Source organism: Streptomyces sp. NPDC050085 (assembly GCF_044460595.1).
GTDB lineage: Bacteria > Actinomycetota > Actinomycetes > Streptomycetales > Streptomycetaceae > Streptomyces.
In genome coordinates, this window is record NZ_JBITJZ010000012.1 from 76,371 (window position 1) to 95,312 (window position 18,942).

Below are 18,942 nucleotides of genomic sequence, written 5' to 3' on the forward strand. Positions count from 1 at the left end.
AGAAGGCGAGAAGGCGAGAAGGCGAGAAGGCGAGAAGGCGAGAAGGCGAGAAGGCGAGAAGGCGAGAAGGCGAGAAGGCGAGAAGGCGAGAAGGCGGGGCAGGAGGGGCGGAAGGGAAGGCGGGAACGGACGATGCCGAAGGTCGGAACGGGCCGTGGCTTCGCCTGGGCCGGATTCAGGGATGGCGCAACAAACCGTGAAAGGTTCGCGTCCCTCGGTGACCGGTGGCAAACGGTTTTCCGGTGTCGAGCAAAGATTCGGCCCGGATCGACGCCCGCCTCCGCCCCGCCCCGGGGGTCCACGGTGCGTGGTGCGACCATGGAGCGCATGCGTAGTGCGGGTGTGGTGCGAGCAGGTGTCGCGATGGCGGCATGCGGTGTTCTTCTGTCGACCCTGGCGGCGTGCGGAGGTGACGGCGGCAGCGGCCACGAGAACACCTCGGGCGGGCAGAGCCCCGCCGGTGACGCACGCGGCGACGAGGCGCGCGCCGCGGACCTCAAGCGCATCCCCGACGTCGGTGACCGCTACCAGAAGCAGATACCGGCGAACGCGCGGCAGGTCGTCGCGGTCTACGGCGACGGCAAGGACTCCGCGGACTCGACCATCGCCCTGTACACGAAGACCGGCGACACCTGGAAGAAGGAGCGCGCCTGGTCCGGGCACAACGGCAAGAAGGGGTGGACCACGAACCACCACGAGAACGACAACCGCAGTCCCGTGGGCGTGTTCACGCTCAGCGACGCCGGTGGCGTGCTCGCCGACCCGGGCGCGAAGCTGCCCTACACGCAGACCGCGTCGATCCAGGCCCCCCACTACTGGGCCAAGTCGCACTGGCACGACTTCGACTACGTCATCGCCATCGACTACAACCGCGTCAAGGGCACCGCCCCCAACGACCCGACCCGCCCGCAGGGTCAGACCAAGGGCGGCAGCATCTGGCTGCACATGGACCACGGCAGCGGGACGTCGGCCTGCGTGAGCCAGTCGGAGGCGGACATGGAGTATCTGCTCAAGACGCTCGACCCCGCGCAGCACCCGGTCGTCGTGATGGGGGACAAGGCCGACCTCAAGGCCTGAACAGCCGTACCGTGCCCGGACGTTGCGCCCGGGTTCAGTACGCGTGCCGCAGCGAGGGCCACAGCTGCGACCACGGGCGCGCCGGGCCGTCGCACAGGACGACGGCGGCGCCCTGTTCCTCGTTGTCGACGTCGTGGCCGTTGTCGACACGGGTGAGCGTCCGGCAGCCGAGGAAATGCCGCTCGATGCCGGAGGCGTCGGCCAGGCGGACGAGCAGAACGGGCCCGTTCCGGGAGTCGGGCGGCGGCCCCCAGTCTGCGTAGCTCATATGGCCGGAGTACGGGGCGGGCAGCCCGCGCGCGGGACCGTACCGCTCCAGGGCGCCGGCCTCACCGTAGTTGCCGGTGAAGAGCACGGCCCCGGCCCGGTCGGCCGGCGGGATCCGGAGCCAGCCCTCCCGTGCTGCGTCGGCCAGTTGGGGCCAGCCGAGCTGTTCACCCTGCTCCTTGTCGAGCGCCATCGGCACGGCCAGCGCGGAGGGCGGCAGCAGGGGGAGCGTGATCAGGGCGTTGAGTGCGGCGGCCAGGGTCACCACCGCCACCAGCAGCGCCCGGCGTGCGCGGCCGCGGCGCGCCCAGTCAAGCGCGGGCGCGCACCCCGCGGCGAGCAGCACCGTGAGCAGTGGCACCGTGTAGTACCCCTTGCCGCCCAGCGCGAGCACCACGGCGCACAGCAGGGGGTACGCGACCGCGAACGCCCGCGCCCACCGCAGCCGTTCGGCACGCCACAACCGCAGCCACCCGGCGATCCACACCGGCACGAACAGCGGGGAGAGGAAGACCAGTTGCTGCGGGACGAGCAGGACGCGGTTCTCGGCCCCGTCGTCCTCGCTGATGCCGCGGGCCACCGTGAACTGCGGCCAGTCGTGCGTCGCCTGCCACCACAGCGTCGGAGCGGCCAGCACCAGCGCGACCGCGCACCCGCCCGGGAACCAGCCGCCGCGCAGCACCGCCCGCGGCCCCACCACGGCGATCCCCACCAGCAGGACGGCGACGAGCAGCACCACCAGGTACTTGTTCTGCACGCCGACGCCCGTGACCGCGCCCGCCGCGAGCCACCAGCGCCCGTCCCCGGTGCGCAGCACCCGCAGCACGAACCAGCTCAGCAGCACCCACACCAGCAGGTCGAACGTCGCCGTGGACACCATGTGCCCCACCGCCAGCGTCTGTGCACCGAGCGCCGCGAGCACGGCGGCGAGGAGTTGGGCGCCGCGCCCGCCGCCCAACTCCCGTGCCACCAGCGCCACGACGGCCACCGTCGCCGCCGCCGCGAGCGTCGCGCACACCCGCAACCCGACCAGGCTGTCCCCGAAGACGGCGGTGTCGGCGCGGGCCAGCAGGGGAGTCAGCGGCGGCTGGTCGACGTAGCCCCAGGCGAGCCGGCGGCCCGCGGCGACGAAGTACAACTCGTCGCGGTGGTAGCCGTAGCGGGCCGACAGCAGCGTCAGCACTCCCGCATGCGCGACGACGACCCACGCCAGCGGCCGCCGGGCCACCGGCGCGAGTGTCGCCGTACACCGCTCCGCACGCGCGTCGCCGTCCTCGGCCATGCCCCCGCCTTCCCCCGGTGCGCCGGGAGCGTACTGGCGGCACGGGATGCGGTCGAGGCCCCGCGCGCGGACCGGCTCACCCCTCGGCGGGCTTCTCCGAATCCACGCCCCCGCGCTCCTTGCGCCACTCGCCGCGCGTGAAGTCCGGGATCTGCTGCGGCGCGCCCTGCGCCTTGATGGAGAGGTGGCTGAGCGGCACCGGCGAGGTCCAGGTCGCGGCGTCGTACACGTCGAAGTCGGGGACGAGGCCGAGCCGCATCGTCTGCATCAGGCGGAACACCATGATGTAGTCCATGCCGCCGTGCCCGCCGGGCGGGTTGGCGTGCTCCTTCCACAGCCAGTGGTCCCAGTCGGCGTACTTCGAGAAGTCGCCCCAGGCGTCGTTCGTGTGGTCGGGCTCGATGTAGATGCGCTCCGGGTAGTCCTCGAACACGCCTTTGGTGCCGCCGAGTTGGTTGATGCGCGAGTAGGGGTGCGGGGTCGACACGTCGTGCTCGAGGCGGATCACGCGGCCCTTCGCCGTCTGGACCAGGCTGATCGTGCGGTCCGACTCGATGTACGACTCCTTCCAACTCGGGTCGCCCGGCGGCATGTTGGCGGCCCGGTACTCGGCGAGGCCCAGCGAGGGCGTGCCGAAGCTGGATATGTGGGTGACGCGGTCGCCCCGGTTGATGTCCATGTAGTTGGCGACGGGACCGAAGCCGTGGTTCGGGTACAGATCGCCGCGCAGCCGCGTGTGCCACAGGCGACGCCAGGGCCCCTCGTAGTAGTCGGGGTCGAACATCAGGCCGCGCAGATCGTGGTTGTACGCCCCTGCGCCGTGCAGGAGTTGACCGAACTTGCCCGCGTGCGCCATGCGCAGCACCCGCATCTCATTGCGGCCGTAGCAGCAGTTCTCCAGCTGCATGCAGTGTCTGCGCGTGCGCTCGGAGAGGTTCACCAGCTCCCACAGCTGGTCGAGCTGGAGCGCGATGGGACACTCGACGCCGACGTGCTTGCCGTTCAGCATCGCCGTCCTCGCCATCTCGAAGTGCCAGTCCCACGGCGTCGCCGCGTACACGAAGTCGAGGTCGCCGCGCTTGCAGAGGTTCTCGAAGTCGTGGTCGCCCTTGGTGTACGTCGCCGGGGCGGGCTGACCCGCGGCCGTCACCTTGGCCGCTGCCTTCGCGGTCTTGTCCTTCACCGGGTCGCACAGGGCGACGACCTGGACCCCCGGCATCGCCAGGAACAGGTCGATCATGCTGCCGCCGCGGTTGCCGAGCCCGATGATCCCGACGCGCACGGTGGAGCGGCGCTCGAAGGGGACCCCGACCATCGTCGCGCCCTGCCGGGCGGGCGCCGCCGCGGCCTGTGCGGGCAGGGAGGCGGGTTCGGCGGCCTGGGCGGTGCCCGGGCCGAGCGCGGCGAGGCCGAGTCCGGCCCCTGCGACGCCCGCGGTGCGCAGGACGTCGCGGCGTGAGTGGCCGTCGGGAGCGGTGGCGTCCAGGGGCTGGTTGTCGTCGTCGTGCATCGGACCTCCAAGGGTGGCGGGTGCGGTGCCGGGGCAAACGCAAGCCACCTTGGAGGGGGTGAGAGCGGGGCGCAAGGGACGGAAGGGGATGGGGAGTTGGACTTTCCTTTACCTGCCCTTGGAGACCGGTTGGAGCCCGAGGCCGCCGGAGATCAAGGCCGCTGGAGATCAGGGCCGCTGGAGATCAGGGCCGGGTCGCGCGCTCCAGCTCCACCAGTACGGAGTAGTAGGCGCGGCCCGTCGCGTGGTCCATGCCGACCTCGCACATCCGGTTCGCCGACAGGTGTGCGTCGTACGCGCGGGAGGTGACCTCGGCCGCCTCCTTGCGGGTCGCGGACTCGGTCAACTCCTTGTGCAGCATGCCCCGGTCGCCCGCGAAGGCGCAGCAGCCCGCGTCGTCCGGGATCACGACCTCGTCCGCGCAGGCCTCGGCGACCGCCTTCAACTGGGCCACGTCGCCGAGGTGTTCCATCGAGCACGTGGGATGCAGCACGGCGGAGCCGATCGTGCGCTCGATCGTCAGATGCGGCAGCAACTCCTCGGCCGCCCACACGAGGGAGTCGACGACGGTCAGCTCGGCGTGCAACTCCCGGTTGTCGTCCGTGAGATACGGCACCACCTCGTGCGCGATCCCGAGGGTGCAGGACGACGCGTCGACCACGAGCGGGAGGCGGCCTCCCGCGGTCCAGCCCCAGGCCGCCTCGACGATCCGGTTCGCCATCACCGTGTTGCCCTCGTCGTAGCCCTTGGAGTGCCAGATCGTGGCGCAGCAGGTGCCCGCGACGTCGCCCGGGATCCACACCGGCCTGCCCGCGCGCGCGGAGACCGCGACGACGGCCTGGGGGAGCGACAGGTCGCCGGGGGTGCCGAAGATCCTGTTCACACACGCCGGGTAGTACACGGCCGTGGCACCCGCGCGCGCGGTGCGCGGCAGTTTCCGCGCGGCGGCGCCCGGGATCTCCGGCAGCCACTCGGGCACGAGGTCGGGCCGAACCGCCTTGCGGGCCAGGCCGGTCACGGACGTGAGCAGCCGGTCGCTGATCTTGTCGGCGGCGCCGACGGCGAGTCGCGCGGACGCCTCGACCGCCTTGAAGTTCTTCGCGGCGAGCGCGGCCGCCTTCTCCTCGCGCGGCGAGTGGCGTGCGTGCCGGAAGCCCTTCATGAAGGCTCCGGTGTCGATGCCGACCGGGCACGCCAGCTTGCAGGTCGAGTCGCCGGCGCAGGTGTCCACCGCGTCGTACCCGTACGCGTCGATCAGCGCGTCCTCGACCGGCGAACCGGACGGCTGGCGCATCATCTCCCGGCGCAGCACGATCCGTTGACGCGGTGTCGTCGTCAAGTCCTCGCTGGGGCAGGTGGGTTCGCAGAAGCCGCACTCGATGCACGGGTCGGCGACCAGCTCCACCTTCGGGATCGTCTTGAGGCCGCGCAGATGCGCCTTCGGGTCCCGGTCGAGGACGATCCGGGGCGCGAGGACGCCGTCGGGGTCGATGACCTGCTTCGTGCGCCACATCAACTCCGTGGCCCTGGGCCCCCATTCGAGCTCCAGGAAGGGTGCGATGTTGCGCCCCGTGGCGTGCTCGGCCTTCAGGGAACCGTCGAACCGCTCGACCGTGAGCCGGCAGAAGTCGTCCATGAAGGCCGCGTACCGGTCCACGTCCTCGGGCCTGCCCGCGTCGAACGCCAGCAGGAAGTGCAGATTTCCGTGCGCGGCGTGGCCCGCCACGGCGGCGTCGAAACCGTGCCGCGTCTGCAGCTCAAGGAGCGCCTCGCACGCCTCCGCGAGCCGCGACGGCGGCACCGCGAAGTCCTCCGTGATGAGGGTCGTGCCCGAGGGGCGCGAGCCGCCGACCGCCGTCACGAAGGCCTTGCGGGCCTTCCAGTAGCCGCCGATCGTCTTCGCGTCCCGCGTGAACGTGTTCGTCACCGAGTCCACGGGCGCGACGAGTTCGAGTCCTTCGAGGGCCTTCGCGGCCGCCTCTTCGTAGGCCGCCTGCCGCTCTTCGTCGGGCGCGCGGAACTCCACGAGCAGGGCCGTCGTCTCCTTCGGCAGCCCGGCCCAGTCCTGCGGGACGCCCTGCACGCTGACCGACGCCCGCAGCGTGTTGCCGTCCATCAACTCCACGGCCAGTGCCCCCGCCTCGTTGAAGACGGGCACCGCCGCGGCCGCCGCGGTGAGCGACGGGAAGAAGAGCAGCGCCGTCGACACGCACCGGTCCAACGGCAGGGTGTCGAAGACGACTTCGGAGATGAACCCGAAGGTGCCCTCCGAGCCGACCATCAGGCCGCGCAGGATCTCGACCGGGGTGGCGCCGTCGAGGAACGCGTCGAGCCGGTACCCGTTCGTGTTCTTGATCTCGTACTTGGCGCGGATCCGCCGGGTCAGCTCCGCGTCCGCCTCGATCTCCCGCTTGATCGCCAACAGGCCCTCGCACAGTGCCGGTTCGGCGTGCGCCAGATCCTCGTCCGCCCGAGGGGCGCCGGTGTCGACGACCGTCCCGGACGGCAGCACGAACGTGAGCGAGGCGAGCGTCCGGTACGAGTTGCGCGTGGTGCCGGCGGTCATCCCCGACGCGTTGTTCGCCACGACGCCGCCGATCGTGCACGCGATGGCGCTCGCCGGGTCCGGGCCGAGCACGCGCCCGTGCCGCGCCAGCGTCGCGTTCGCCCGTACGACGGTGGTGCCGGGGCCGATGCGGGCCCGCGAGCCGTCGCCGAGCATTTCGACGCCGGCCCAGAACTTGCGGACGTCGACCAGGATGTCCTCGCCCTGCGCCTGCCCGTTCAGCGACGTGCCCGCCGCGCGGAAGACGACCTCGCGGCCCTTGCCGTGCGCGTACGACAGCACGGCCGAGACGTCGTCGATGTCCTCGGCGACCACGACGACCTGCGGCACGAACCGGTACGGGCTCGCGTCCGACGCGTAGCGCACCAGGTCCGAGACCTTGGTGAGGACCTTGTCCGTGCCGAGCAGCTCCGTCAGCTCCGTGCGCAGCGGCTCGGGGGTGCCGCCCGCCCGGCCGTCCGCGACCCGGTCGGGCGCCGGGTCCGAAGGGCGGGACGCGGGGCGCAGGGCTTGCGGCTTCGGCTCCAGCAGCGGCATGGACGGTCGCCTCTCCATCGCTCTCGTCGGTCGGCCCGGCCCCGGTCGGTCGGGTCGATCAGCGCTCGTGGTCGCGCGGCGCCTCGGCCCGGGCGTCACGCGGGGACTCGAACAGCGCGTTCAGCAAGACCGTCAGCTGGGCGCGCTGCTCCGCGTCCAATGGAGCCAGGATCTCCTCTGCCGCCGCGCGGCGCGCGCTGCGCAGCTCCCGCAGGGCGGCCCGGCCCTTGTCGGTCAGCTCGATCCTGATCACCCGGCGATTGGTGGGGTCGGGCACGCGGCGCACCAGATCGCCCGCCTCCAGACCGTCCACGACGCTGGTCACCGCGCGCGGCACGACTTCCAGGCGCTGGGCCAGATCGGCCATGCGTGGCGGCGTGTCGTAATGCACCAGCGTGCGCAGCAGACGGGACTGCGCGGGCGTGATCCCGACCGGCTCCAGCTGGCGCTTCTGGATGCGGAACAGGCGGCGGGTGAGCCGCAGCAGCTGCTCGGCGAGGAAGCCGTCGGGGTCCGGGGTACTCATGCCGGGAACATTAGCAGGACTTTGTGCATTGTGAGTATAGGTAACAATGAGCTATGCTCCTCAAAGTCGAGCTCGGCCTCTGTCCTTTCACGTGCCTGCCGAGCTCTCCCTGCGCCTAGGAGGCCCATGCGCCGCGACGAAATCAACTGGACGCCGCCGCCCGACGCGAAGTCGTCGGACCAGCCGCGGCAGATCCGCCGCATCCTGTCCCTCTTCCGCCCCTATCGCGCCCGGCTCGCCCTCGTCGGCGTGCTCGTCGGCGCCGCCTCGCTGGTGACGGTCGCGACGCCGTTCCTGCTCAAGGAGATCCTCGACGTCGCGATCCCGCAGGGTCGCACCGGGCTGCTCAGCCTGCTCGCGCTCGGGATGATCCTCAGCGCCGTCGTCACCAGCATCTTCGGAGTGCTGCAGACCCTGATCTCGACGACCGTCGGCCAGCGCGTCATGCACGACCTGCGCACGGCCGTCTACGGGCGCCTGCAGAGCATGTCGCTCGCCTTCTTCACCAAGACCCGCACCGGCGAGGTCCAGTCCCGCATCGCCAATGACATCGGCGGCATGCAGGCGACCGTGACCTCCACCGCGACCTCCCTCGTGTCGAACCTGACGAGTGTGGTCGCCACGATCATCGCCATGGTCGCCCTCGACTGGCGCCTGACGATCGTCTCCCTGCTCCTGCTGCCGGTCTTCGTGTGGATCGCCCGCCGCGTCGGGCGCGAGCGCAAGAAGATCGCCACGCAGCGCCAGAAGCAGATGGCCGCGATGGCCGCCACCGTCACCGAGTCGCTCTCGGTGAGCGGCATCCTGCTCGGCCGCACCATGGGCCGCTCCGACTCCCTCACGAAGTCGTTCTCCGACGAGTCGGACCAGCTGGTCGACCTCGAGGTCCGGTCGAACATGGCGGGGCGCTGGCGCATGGCCGTCATCAGCATCGTCATGGCCGCCATGCCCGCGGTCATCTACTGGGCGGCAGGCGTCGCCCTCCAGCTCGGCGGCCCGAGCGTCTCCATCGGTACGCTCGTCGCGTTCGTCTCGCTCCAGCAGGGCCTGTTCCGCCCGACCGTGAGCCTGCTGCAGACCGGCGTACAGATCCAGACCTCGCTCGCCCTGTTCCAGCGCATCTTCGAGTACCTCGACCTGCCCGTCGACATCACCGAGCGGGACGACGCGGTCCACCTGGACACCGTCAAGGGCGAGATCCGTTTCGAGGACGTCGAGTTCCGCTACGAGACCGGGGGCGAGCGGCACGGGGCGATCCTCGACGGCATCGACCTGACCGTCCCCGCGGGCGGCAGCCTCGCCGTCGTCGGACCCACCGGCTCCGGCAAGTCCACGCTCAGCTATCTCGTCCCGAGGCTGTACGACGTCACGGGCGGCCGCGTCACGATCGACGGGGTCGACGTCCGCGACCTGGACTTCGACACCCTCGCGCGCGCCGTCGGCGTGGTCTCCCAGGAGACGTACCTCTTCCACGCCTCGGTCGCGGAGAACCTGCGGTTCGCCAAGCCCGACGCCACCGACGAGGAGCTGCACGCGGCGGCCAGGGCCGCCCAGATCCACGACCACATATCCGGCCTCCCGGACGGGTACGACACCGTGGTCGGCGAGCGCGGCCACCGCTTCTCCGGCGGCGAGAAGCAGCGCCTCGCCATCGCCCGCACCATCCTGCGCGACCCGCCGATCCTCATCCTCGACGAGGCGACCAGCGCCCTGGACACCCGGACCGAGCACGCCGTGCAGGAGGCCATCGACGCCCTGTCGGCCGACCGCACCACCCTCACCATCGCGCACCGGCTCTCCACGATCCGCGGCGCCGACCAGATCGTGGTGCTGGACGGCGGCCGCATCGCCGAGCGCGGCACGCATGAGGAGTTGCTCGACGCCGACGGGCGGTACGCGGCCCTGGTGCGACGCGACGCACAGCTGGAGAAGGCGGCGTGAGCCACCCGGGGCGGTGCGGAGCTCCGACATGAAGATATGCCGGGAATGCCCAGATCTGCGGGTTACCGTTCCCGCATGCTGAACGAGACTCCGCGACGGAGCACGATTCGACTCACGCGCAGAGGGCGCGTCGCCCTGATCGCGACCGGGGCCGTCGTGGCGGCCACCGCCGTCGCGGTACCGCTGGCCCTGTCCGGCGACGAGGGGCGGCCGGCTGCCCTGACCATCCCGGAGGGCTGGCGTTCGGGCCAGGTCTACGACGCCGTCGACCGGGCCCTCGAGCTGGCGCCGGGCACCACCAAGAAGGCCGTGCCCAAGGCGGGCCTCAAGCTTCCGAGTGACGCGGGCGGCAACCCCGAGGGGTACCTCTTCCCGGCGACCTATCCGCTTGGCGCCAAGTCGACTCCGAAGTCCGTGCTCGCGTACATGGTGGACACGGCCAACAAGCGGTTCAAGGGCAGTCGGACCACCGCGGGCTCCGACCCGAACGCGATGAACCTGTACCAGACCGTCACCATCGCGAGCATCGTCGAGGCCGAGGCGGACACCCAGGAGGACATGGGCAAGGTCGCCCGGGTCATCTACAACCGCCTGAACCAGGGCATGCCGCTGCAGATGGACTCCACCATCAACTACGCGCTCGGCCGCTCCACCCTGGACACCAGCACCAAGGACACCAAGCTCGACAACCCGTACAACACCTACGGGCGCATGGGCCTGCCGCCCTCGCCCATCGGCAACCCGGGCGAGCAGGCCATGAAGGCCGCGATCAGCCCGACGCGGGGCGACTGGCTGTACTTCGTGACGGTCAAGCCGGGCGACACCCGCTTCACCGCGGACTACGACGAACAGCAGAAGAACGTCGCGGAGTTCAACAAGATCCAGGGGCAGGCCAAGAAGGCCGGCTGAGGGTCCCCGGACGGAGCCCGGCACCCAGGGGCGCGGGTCGACTCACCGCGCCCCGGCGGCCGTTCACACCGCCACCCGGTTCTCCTCGGCGAGCAGCCGCTGGATGTCGCGCACCGCGGCCCGCCCCGCCCGGTTCGCGCCGATCGTGCTCGCCGACGGGCCGTAGCCCACCAGATGCACCCGCGGATCGAGCGCCGCACGGGTGCCCTCCATCCGGATCCCGCCGCCCGCCTCGCGCAGCTTCAGCGGCGCGAGATGGTCGATCGACGCCCGGAAGCCCGTGGCCCACAGGATCACATCGGCCTCCACCTCGCGTCCGTCGTCCCAGGCCACCCCCGTCGGCGTGATCCGGTCGAACATCGGGAGCCGGTCCAGGACCCCGCTCGCCCGCGCCGCGCGGATCGCGTCGTTCACCGGAAGCCCGGTCACCGACACCACGCTCAGCGGCGTCAGCCCCTGCCGGACCCGCTCCTCGACCATCGCCACCGCCGAGCGGCCCCAGTCCTCGTCGAACGGCCCGTCGCGGAAGACCGGCGGGCGCCGCGTCACCCAGGTCGTCGACGCCGCGTACGGGGCGATCTCCATCAGGTGCTGCGTCCCCGAGGCGCCGCCGCCGACCACGACGACGCGCTGCCCCGCGAACTCCTCGGGCCCCGGGTACTGCGCGGTGTGCAACTGCCGCCCGTGGAACGTCTCCTGGCCCGGGTAGCGCGGCCAGAACGGCCGGTCCCAGGTGCCCGTCGCATTGATCAGGGCCCGCGTCGACCAGGTCCCTTCGGAGGTCTCGACGAGCAGCCGCCCGTCGTCCCCCTCCCGTACCTGCCGCACGTCGACCGGCCGGTGCACGCGCAGATCGAAGGTCTCCTCGTACGCGGCGAAGTACTCGGCGATGACCTCCGACGAAGGACGTGCAGGGTCGGCCCCCGTCAGCTCCATGCCCGGCAGCGCATGCATGCCGTGCACCTTGCCGTACGTGAGCGAGGGCCAGCGGAACTGCCAGGCACCGCCCGGCCGCGGCGCGTGGTCGAGGACGACGAAGTCCCGCTCCGGCTCGAACCCCACCCGCCGCAGATGGTGGGCGGCGGACAGGCCGGCCTGCCCGGCGCCGATGACCAGCACCGTCACCGACCGGTCCTGCCGGGCATCCGCCGCGGCGACTCCGTCTCGTACCCCGATCTCGTTCACGTTTCTACCAACTCGGCCGGGGGCCGAGATCTTCCCGGGCCCCGGCCGACGGCTCAGCGGCCGCCCGCGACCAGCAGCGGAGCACCGCCCTGCACGGGGGCGCCGCCGGCCAGCAGCCCACGGGCCGCGAGGTCGGGGATCACGCCCTCCCCGAACCAGTACGCCTCCTCCAGGTGCGGATAGCCGGAGAGCACGAAGTGCTCGATGCCGAGCGCGTGGTACTCCTCGATGCGGTCGGCGACCTCCGCATGGCTGCCCACCAGCGCGGTCCCGGCGCCACCGCGCACGAGCCCCACGCCGGCCCACAGGTTCGGTGAGATCTCCAGGCCCTCCCGGCTGCCGCCGTGCAGCGCCAGCATCCGCTGCTGGCCCACCGACTCGCTGCGCCCGAGTGCGGCCTGCGCGGCGGCGACCGTCTCGGGGGAGAGGTCGTCGAGCAGCCGGTTCGCGGTCGCCCACGCGTCGCGCGCCGAGTCGCGCGAGATCGTGTGGAGCCGGATCCCGAACCGCACGGTGCGCCCCTCGCGCTCGGCGAGCTCGCGGATCCAGTCGATCTTCGCCTTCACCTGCTCGGGCGGCTCGCCCCAGGTCAGATACACATCGGTGTGCCGCGCGGCGACCGGTCCTGCCGCGGCCGACGAGCCGCCGAAGAAGACCTGCGGCACCGGGTCGGGCGCGAGGGCCGAGAAGCCCGCGTCGACCTGGTAGTGCTCCCCGGCGAAGTCGTACGGCTCGTTCGGGGTGGCGCCCCACACGCCGCGTACGACGGACAGGAACTCGTCGGTGCGGGCGTAGCGGCGGTCGTGGTCGAGGTGGTCGCCGTAGCGCCGCTGCTCGGTCGAGTCGCCACCCGTGACGACGTTGAGCAACAGCCGTCCCTGCGTGAGGCGTTGATACGTCGAGGCCATCTGGGCGGCGAGAACCGGCGAGATCACGCCCGGCCGGAACGCCACCAGGAACTTCAGCCGCTCGGTGTGCTGGGCGAGCGCGACGGTCGTCAGCCACGCGTCCTCGCACCACGTGCCCGTCGGCGTGAGCACCGCTTCGAAGCCCAACTGCTCGGCGGCCTTGGCGATCTGGATCAGGTAGTCGAGGCGGGGCGCGCGCACTCCGGCGACCCCGCCGCCGGGCGTGCGCTGCAGGGCGCCGCCGCTGAAGGCGTGCCGGTCCACGAGGGTGCGGCCGTCGCCGCCGGTCGGCAGGAACCAGTGCAGAGAGACGGTCATGGCGTCAGGAGTCCTTGCCGTAGGTGCGGGGAGCGGTGGAGGAGGCGGGCAGCTCACCGTTGAACCGCGTGTCCACGAAGTCGGCGAAGTCGACCTTGCGCGGGATCAGCTTCAACTGGGTGAAGGCATCGGCGATCTGCTGCTCGGAGCCGATCGCCTTCTTGTCGATGGCCACGGACACACGGGTGCCGCTGCTCCGCTTCACCGAGTCGAGCGCGACCTCGTAGGGCAGTCCGGTGTCCTTCGACCAGACCTTCGCCCACGCCTCGGGGTGCTTGTAGACCCAGTCCTGGGCGCGGCGCAGCCGGTCGAGGTAGTCCTTGATCGCCGCGGACTTCTTGGTGTCCGACAGGGCGGTGGGGGAGGCGACCTGGAAGGCGAGCCCGTTGGTGATCCCGTCGCCGTCGGTCAGTACGCGCCCCTTCTTGGACCGCAGGACCTGCGAGGTGTACGGGTCCCAGACCGCCCACGCGTCGACCTTGCCGGCGGTGAACGCGGCCAGCGCGTCGGCCGGTTGGAGGTACTTGACGTTCACGTCCTTCAGGGCGAGCCCGGCCTTCTCGAGGGAGGCGACGAGCTGGTAGTGCGCCGAGGATCCCTGGGCCACGGCGATCGACTTGCCCTTCAGCTCGGCCGGTGACTTCAGCGCGGAGTCGTCGGGGACGAGGATCGTGTCGCCCTTCGCGGAGCCGTGGCTGGCCGCCACCACCTTGATCTTCGACCCGGCGCCGGCCGCGAAGACGGGCGGGGTGTTGCCGACGCCGCCGATGTCCACGGCCTTGGCGTTGACGGCCTCCAGGAGCGGCGGGCCCGAGGTGAACGTGGACCAGCGGATCTTGTAGTCCAGGTCGTCGAGTTCACCGGCGGCCCGCAGCACGGCCTCCGAACCGCCCTTCTGGTCACCGACGTTGAGGGTCAGCGACCCCTTGCCGTCGGTGCCGCCGCCGGATCCGGCCGTGGACGTACTCGCGGAGGAGGCGCCGGAGCAGGCGGTGAGGAGCAGACCGAGGGGGACGAGGGCCGCGAGGGGGCCGAGCAGGTGGGGGCGGGCGGGGCGTCGCATGGCACATCCGTTCAGGGGAAGGGAAGGGAAGGGGAGGTGGGTGGGTGCTCTGTGGTGAGCGGGGGTGGCTCAGGCCGCCGACTGCTTCTCCAGTGACGTCTCGGTGGCCGCCTCGACGGGGGAGGCATCCACCGATGCCTGTGTCTGCACCTGCGTCCGTGTCTGCGTCTGGGTCTGCGTCTGGGCCTGCGTCTGCGGAGAAGGGTCCTGCTCGACTCCGAGGCGTTCGAGGAGCTCGGCGCGGAGGCGGGCGAAGCGTGGATCGGTGACGCCCCGGGGCCGTTCCAGGTCGACCTTGGTCTCGTACGCGATGACGCCGTCGTCCATGACGAGCACCCGGTCGGCGAGCAGCACCGCCTCCTCCACGTCGTGCGTGACCAGCAGGACGGCGCAGCCCCGCCGCTGCCACAACTCGTCGACCAGACGCTGGGCCTTGATCCGCGTCAGCGCGTCGAGGGCGCCGAACGGCTCGTCGAGCAGCAGCAGATCGGGTTCGCGCACCAGGGCGCGGGCCAGCGAGGCGCGCTGGGCCTCGCCGCCGGAGAGGGTCTTGGGCCAGGCGGTCGTCCGGTGCTCCAGGCCGACCTCGGCCAACGCCCGTTCGGCGCGGGCCCGTTCGGGCTTGCCCGGCAGTCCGAGCAGCACGTTGCGCCACACCCGCTTCCACGGCATGAGCCGCGGCGCCTGGAACGCGACCGCCTTGCGGCGCGGCACGAGGACCGTGCCCTCGATGTCCCGGTCGAGCCCGGCGAGGATGCGCAGCAGCGTGGACTTGCCGCAGCCGCTGCGGCCGAGCAGGGCCACGAACTCGCCCGGCTTCACGTCGAGTTGGAGATCGTCGATGACGGCCCGGCCGTCGAAGGAGCGGGTGAGACCGGCCACGCGTACGGCGAGGTCCTCGGTCTGCGGGGTCACCGGCCGGTGAACGTCGGTCGCCATTGCAGCAGCAGCCTTTCGAGGGAGCGGACGACGAAGTCGGCGAGCAGGCCGAGGAACGCGTAGACGATCAGGCAGACGACGATGACGTCGGTGCGCAGGAAGTCGCGCGCCTGCACCATGAGGAAGCCGATCCCGGCGTCCGCGTTGATCTGCTCGGCGAAGACGAGGGCGAGCCAGGCGATGCCGAGCGAGTAGCGCAGCCCGGTCATCGCGCCCGGCAGGGCCCCTGGCAGTACGACGTGGCGTACGAGACCCCAGCGGCTGAGGCCCAACGACTCGCCCGCTTCGACGAGTTGGGAGTCGACGCCGCGGATGCCCGCGTACACGTTCAGATACAGCGGGAACGAGACCCCGAGGGTGATGATGGCGACCTTCGGCGCCTCGCCGATCCCGAACCAGATGATGAACAGCGGGATCAGTCCGACGAACGGCACGGTCCGCAGCATCTGCACGCTCGCGTCGACCAGGTCCTCGCCGATCCGGAACAGCCCGGACACGAGGGCGAGCCCGACACCGACGACGATGCCGAACAGCAGCCCCAGGGCGACGCGTTGCAAGGACACGCCCATGGCCGTCGACAGCGACCCGTCGGCGATCAGGTCCTTGCCGACCCGTGCGATGGTGCCGGGTGAGGCCAGGACGTCGGAGGTCAACACGCCGGTGGCGCTGAGGAGTTGCCACAGGATCAGCAGCAGGAGCGGGCCGGAGGTGCGGCGCAGCCAGCGCGGGACGCGGGTGCGGCGGGTGGAGGAGGGGACGAGGCGGACGAGTTCGGGCGCGGCCTGCGAGGTGGCGGAGGCGGCGGGTGTGACGGCGGGGGACGCATCCGACGTGCCGGATATGTCGTCCGGCAGGGCCTCGGGCGGGGCATGGCTGATGCTCATGGCACTCCAGGGCAGGGGAGGGCGCGCCGCGGCGTCGGCGGGCGCGCGTCAGGAGCGCGCGGGCTTCGCGGAACGCCGCGGCGGTGCAGGGTGAAGGTGACGAAGAAGAAGAGGGAGAAGAGGGAGAATCAGAGAGCGCGAGGCGCTCTCGACGCGCGAGAGGACGTCAGCAGCCGCGGCGACACGCGGCAGAGGCCACCCGCAGCAGGTCGATGTGACCGCGCGTGGTGAGCAGGGCTGAACGCAACATGCGGCAGAACGTAGCCAGTTCGTCGGCACACGGTCAATGGCGTCTCAGCGTATGGACCACGAGGACCAAGGGATGGTCCACGGCCGGGTCGCACGCCGCGCCCGCTCGGGGACAATGGCCCCATGCCCGACGCCTTCACGACCCGAGTCCTGAACATCGCCACCGGCTCCACCGAGCGGGTCGTCGACCTCACCCGCGAGTGCGAGTCCTTCCTGCGCGAGGCCGCCCGCGGCCGCGACGGCCTCCTCAACATCTTCGTGCCGCACGCCACGGCCGGCATCGCCGTCATCGAGACGGGCGCCGGCAGCGACGACGACCTCCTCGCGGCCCTGCAGACCCTCCTGCCCGCCGACGACCGCTGGCGGCACCGGCACGGCAGCCCCGGGCACGGCCGCGACCACGTCCTCCCGGCGCTCGTGCCGCCGCACGCGACGCTGCCGGTGGTCGGGGGTGGGCTGGAGCTGGGGACGTGGCAGTCGGTGTGCCTGGTGGACACCAACACGGACAATCCCCGGCGGCAGGTGCGGTTGTCGTTCCTTGCGTGACGAGGGGGCGTCCGGTGTGAGATACGGCTGTCTCACCCGTGCGGTGGGCCTGACGGCACGTCAAATAGGTCATCCGTCCCGGACTATTGACTGGTTGTCAGGGCCGCGCCATTCTCGACGGGACCTACGCGCGAGTAAGTTGGCGCGCGCCCATCCCGGACAGCGAAGGTAGCCCCGGATGACCCTCCTGCGTAGACGCGGACTCTTAACCGCTGTCGTCACCCTCCTGCTGGCGTTCACCGTCGGCTCCCCACCGGCCTCAGGTGCCGACACCCCCTGGTGGGAACCCACCGCGCGGCCCGCCGCCGATTCGCAGATCAACGTCACCGGCGAACCCTTCCACGGCACGGACGGTGAGGGCCGCGTCCGCGGATTCGTCGACGCGCACAATCACGTGATGTCCAACGAGGGCTTCGGCGGCCGCATCATCTGCGGCAAGGCGTTCTCCGAAGAGGGCGTCGCCGACGCCCTCAAGGACTGCCCCGAGCACTACCCCGACGGCTCGCTCGCCCTCTTCGAGAACGTCACCGGCGGTGCGGACGGCCACCACGACCCGGTGGGCTGGCCCACGTTCAAGGACTGGCCCGCCCACAACTCCCTGAGCCACCAGCAGAATTACTACGCGTGGCTGGAGCGCGCCTGGCGCGGCGGGCAGCGGATCCTGGTCAACGACCTGGTCACCAACGGCCTGTTGTGCTCGATCTACGTCAGGGACCGCGGCTGCGACGAGATGGACGCCATCCGCCTCGAAGCCCGTAAGACCTACGAGATGCAGGACTACATCGACAAGATCTACGGCGGAAAGGGCAAGGGCTTCTTCCGGATCGTCACCGACTCCACCCAGGCCCGCGACGTCGTCGCCCAGGGCAAGCTCGCCGTGGTGCTCGGCGTCGAGACCTCGGAGCCCTTCGGCTGCAAGCAGATCCTCGACGTGCCCCAGTGCAGCCAGGCCGACATCGACAAGGGCCTGGACGAGCTGTACGGCCTCGGCGTGCGCAGCATGTTCCTGTGCCACAAGTTCGACAACGCCCTGTGCGGGGTGCGGATGGACTCGGGCACCATCGGAACGGCCGTGAACATCGGCCAGTTCCTGTCCACCGGCACCTTCTGGAACACGGAGCAGTGCACCGGCCCCCAGCACGACAACCCCTCGGGCAACACGGCCGCCCCCGCCGAGGTGACCAAACTGCTGCCCGCGGGCACCAAGGTCCCCACGTACGACAGCGGCGCACAGTGCAACACCCGCGGTCTGACCCGGCTCGGCGAGTACGCGGTCAAGGGGATGATGAAGCGCAACATGATGCTCGAGCTCGACCACATGAGCGTCAAAGCGGCCGACCGCGCCCTGACCCTGCTGGAGTCGGCGGACTATCCCGGCGCTCTCTCCAGTCACAGCTGGATGGACGACGGCTGGCTGGAGCGGGTCTACCGCCTGGGCGGCTTCAAGGCCTCGTACATGTCCGGCGCCGAGAGCTTCGTCAAGGAGTCCACAGGCACCAGGGCGCTGCGCCAGAAGTACGGCGTCGGACTCGGCTACGGCACCGACATGAACGGCGTCGGCGGCTGGCCGGGACCGGTCGGGCCCGATGCGCCGAACGCGGTCAAGTACCCCTTCCGCAGCGCCGACGGCGGTTCCGTCATCGACCGCCAGCAGACCGGCGAACGCACCTGGGACTTCAACACCGACGGTGCGGCCCACGTCGGCATGGTGCCCGACTGGATCGAGCAGATGCGGCTCAGCGGCGGCAAGGACACGGTGCAGGACCTGCTCGGCGGCGCGGAGTCCTACCTGCGCACCTGGAAGGCGACCGAACAGTACAAGCCCGCGCCCGACCTCGCGGCCGGCGCCCCGGCGAGCGCCAGTTCGGCGGAGTGGAACCCGTTCACCAGCTACGCCGCGGGGCGGGCCGTGGACGGCGACACCGGCACGCGATGGGCGAGCGACTGGTCGGACGACCAGTGGCTGCGCCTCGACCTCGGCGCCTCCCGCACGGTCGGCAAGGTCTCCCTCGACTGGGAGAAGGCCTATGCGCGGGGCTACCGGATCGAGGTCTCGGACGACGGGACCACGTGGCGGACCGTCTGGTCCACGGACAGCGGGGACGGAGGCCTGGACAACGCGGTGTTCACCCCGGTGCAGACGCGGTACGTCCGGGTCCACGGCGTGACACGGGCCACCAAGTACGGCTACTCGGTCAACGAGGCGGCGGTGTACGGCCGCTGAGCCCTTTCCGT

At 71.2% G+C, this 18,942-nt stretch carries 15 protein-coding genes; 5 read left to right on the forward strand and 10 right to left on the reverse strand.

The genetic code is table 11. The features are described from left to right. Positions 1-327 precede the first annotated feature (327 nt). Positions 328-1,077, forward strand: coding sequence for a L,D-transpeptidase family protein (locus ACIBUY_RS33145; protein ID WP_399154567.1), 750 nt, complete (start codon positions 328-330; stop codon positions 1,075-1,077). 34 nt (positions 1,078-1,111) lie between these two features. Here the strand turns inward: ACIBUY_RS33145 and ACIBUY_RS33150 are convergent, their stop codons facing one another. The 4 genes from ACIBUY_RS33150 to ACIBUY_RS33165 form a co-directional block, all read right to left on the reverse strand. Next, entirely contained in the window at positions 1,112-2,626 is a 1,515-nt protein-coding gene (locus ACIBUY_RS33150; RefSeq protein ID WP_399154568.1) for a glycosyltransferase family 39 protein, read from the reverse strand. A 76-nt stretch (positions 2,627-2,702) separates the two neighbouring features. Further along, complete coding sequence (locus ACIBUY_RS33155; protein WP_399154569.1) at positions 2,703-4,136, reverse strand: Gfo/Idh/MocA family protein; 1,434 nt, start codon at positions 4,134-4,136, stop codon at positions 2,703-2,705. 184 nt (positions 4,137-4,320) lie between these two features. Then, positions 4,321-7,239: an FAD-binding and (Fe-S)-binding domain-containing protein gene (locus ACIBUY_RS33160; protein WP_399154570.1), complete on the reverse strand. Its 2,919-nt coding sequence runs from the start codon at positions 7,237-7,239 to the stop codon at positions 4,321-4,323. Positions 7,240-7,297: 58 nt separating this feature from the next. After that, positions 7,298-7,765 carry a MarR family transcriptional regulator gene (locus ACIBUY_RS33165; RefSeq protein ID WP_365572501.1) on the reverse strand — a complete coding sequence of 156 codons (468 nt, stop codon included), beginning with the start codon at positions 7,763-7,765 and terminating at the stop codon, positions 7,298-7,300. A gap of 126 nt (positions 7,766-7,891) precedes the next feature. Here ACIBUY_RS33165 and ACIBUY_RS33170 point away from each other — a divergent pair, with 126 nt between their 5' ends. Continuing rightward, positions 7,892-9,706 (forward strand): ABC transporter ATP-binding protein, encoded by a 1,815-nt coding sequence (locus ACIBUY_RS33170; protein WP_399154571.1) that lies wholly within the window; start codon positions 7,892-7,894, stop codon positions 9,704-9,706. Positions 9,707-9,781: 75 nt separating this feature from the next. Continuing rightward, positions 9,782-10,615, forward strand: a complete 834-nt coding sequence (mltG, locus tag ACIBUY_RS33175; RefSeq protein WP_365572495.1) for an endolytic transglycosylase MltG — start codon at positions 9,782-9,784, stop codon at positions 10,613-10,615. 63 nt (positions 10,616-10,678) lie between these two features. On the opposite strand, the gene ACIBUY_RS33180 is transcribed toward mltG, so the two are convergent. The 6 genes from ACIBUY_RS33180 to ACIBUY_RS33205 all read right to left on the reverse strand — a co-directional run bounded on the left by ACIBUY_RS33180 (position 10,679) and on the right by ACIBUY_RS33205 (position 16,162). Then, entirely contained in the window at positions 10,679-11,800 is a 1,122-nt protein-coding gene (locus ACIBUY_RS33180; RefSeq protein ID WP_399154572.1) for an NAD(P)-binding domain-containing protein, read from the reverse strand. 53 nt (positions 11,801-11,853) lie between these two features. Then, on the reverse strand, positions 11,854-13,026 hold the full coding sequence (locus ACIBUY_RS33185; protein WP_399154573.1) for an LLM class flavin-dependent oxidoreductase: 1,173 nt from the start codon (positions 13,024-13,026) through the stop codon (positions 11,854-11,856). A gap of 4 nt (positions 13,027-13,030) precedes the next feature. Beyond that, on the reverse strand, positions 13,031-14,089 hold the full coding sequence (locus ACIBUY_RS33190) for an ABC transporter substrate-binding protein (RefSeq protein WP_399154574.1): 1,059 nt from the start codon (positions 14,087-14,089) through the stop codon (positions 13,031-13,033). Positions 14,090-14,158: 69 nt separating this feature from the next. Then, positions 14,159-15,028 (reverse strand): ABC transporter ATP-binding protein, encoded by an 870-nt coding sequence (locus tag ACIBUY_RS33195; protein WP_399154575.1) that lies wholly within the window; start codon positions 15,026-15,028, stop codon positions 14,159-14,161. Then, the gene (locus ACIBUY_RS33200; RefSeq protein WP_365572483.1) at positions 15,001-15,912 is read right to left on the reverse strand and encodes an ABC transporter permease; all 912 of its coding nucleotides are present in this window, start codon (positions 15,910-15,912) and stop codon (positions 15,001-15,003) included. Before ACIBUY_RS33200 ends, ACIBUY_RS33195 begins: the two co-directional genes overlap by 28 nt. Before the next feature lie 166 nt (positions 15,913-16,078). Further along, positions 16,079-16,162, reverse strand: a complete 84-nt coding sequence (locus tag ACIBUY_RS33205; RefSeq protein WP_349817350.1) for a putative leader peptide — start codon at positions 16,160-16,162, stop codon at positions 16,079-16,081. 122 nt (positions 16,163-16,284) lie between these two features. Here ACIBUY_RS33205 and ACIBUY_RS33210 point away from each other — a divergent pair, with 122 nt between their 5' ends. Beyond that, positions 16,285-16,707 (forward strand): YjbQ family protein, encoded by a 423-nt coding sequence (locus tag ACIBUY_RS33210; RefSeq protein ID WP_399154576.1) that lies wholly within the window; start codon positions 16,285-16,287, stop codon positions 16,705-16,707. A gap of 178 nt (positions 16,708-16,885) precedes the next feature. Next, positions 16,886-18,931: a discoidin domain-containing protein gene (locus ACIBUY_RS33215; RefSeq protein WP_399154577.1), complete on the forward strand. Its 2,046-nt coding sequence runs from the start codon at positions 16,886-16,888 to the stop codon at positions 18,929-18,931. Positions 18,932-18,942: the final 11 nt, after the last annotated feature.

Bases quoted from the DNA above. Each gene is read 5' to 3' on its own strand.
- ACIBUY_RS33145 (WP_399154567.1), top strand. From the start codon at position 328: ATGCGTAGTGCGGGTGTGGTGCGAGCAGGTGTCGCGATGGCGGCATGC.
- ACIBUY_RS33150 (WP_399154568.1), bottom strand. From the start codon at position 2,626: ATGGCCGAGGACGGCGACGCGCGTGCGGAGCGGTGTACGGCGACACTC.
- ACIBUY_RS33155 (WP_399154569.1), bottom strand. From the start codon at position 4,136: ATGCACGACGACGACAACCAGCCCCTGGACGCCACCGCTCCCGACGGC.
- ACIBUY_RS33160 (WP_399154570.1), bottom strand. From the start codon at position 7,239: ATGCCGCTGCTGGAGCCGAAGCCGCAAGCCCTGCGCCCCGCGTCCCGC.
- ACIBUY_RS33165 (WP_365572501.1), bottom strand. From the start codon at position 7,765: ATGAGTACCCCGGACCCCGACGGCTTCCTCGCCGAGCAGCTGCTGCGG.
- ACIBUY_RS33170 (WP_399154571.1), top strand. From the start codon at position 7,892: ATGCGCCGCGACGAAATCAACTGGACGCCGCCGCCCGACGCGAAGTCG.
- mltG (WP_365572495.1), top strand. From the start codon at position 9,782: ATGCTGAACGAGACTCCGCGACGGAGCACGATTCGACTCACGCGCAGA.
- ACIBUY_RS33185 (WP_399154573.1), bottom strand. From the start codon at position 13,026: ATGACCGTCTCTCTGCACTGGTTCCTGCCGACCGGCGGCGACGGCCGC.
- ACIBUY_RS33190 (WP_399154574.1), bottom strand. From the start codon at position 14,089: ATGCGACGCCCCGCCCGCCCCCACCTGCTCGGCCCCCTCGCGGCCCTC.
- ACIBUY_RS33195 (WP_399154575.1), bottom strand. From the start codon at position 15,028: ATGGCGACCGACGTTCACCGGCCGGTGACCCCGCAGACCGAGGACCTC.
- ACIBUY_RS33200 (WP_365572483.1), bottom strand. From the start codon at position 15,912: ATGAGCATCAGCCATGCCCCGCCCGAGGCCCTGCCGGACGACATATCC.
- ACIBUY_RS33205 (WP_349817350.1), bottom strand. From the start codon at position 16,162: ATGTTGCGTTCAGCCCTGCTCACCACGCGCGGTCACATCGACCTGCTG.
- ACIBUY_RS33210 (WP_399154576.1), top strand. From the start codon at position 16,285: ATGCCCGACGCCTTCACGACCCGAGTCCTGAACATCGCCACCGGCTCC.
- ACIBUY_RS33215 (WP_399154577.1), top strand. From the start codon at position 16,886: ATGACCCTCCTGCGTAGACGCGGACTCTTAACCGCTGTCGTCACCCTC.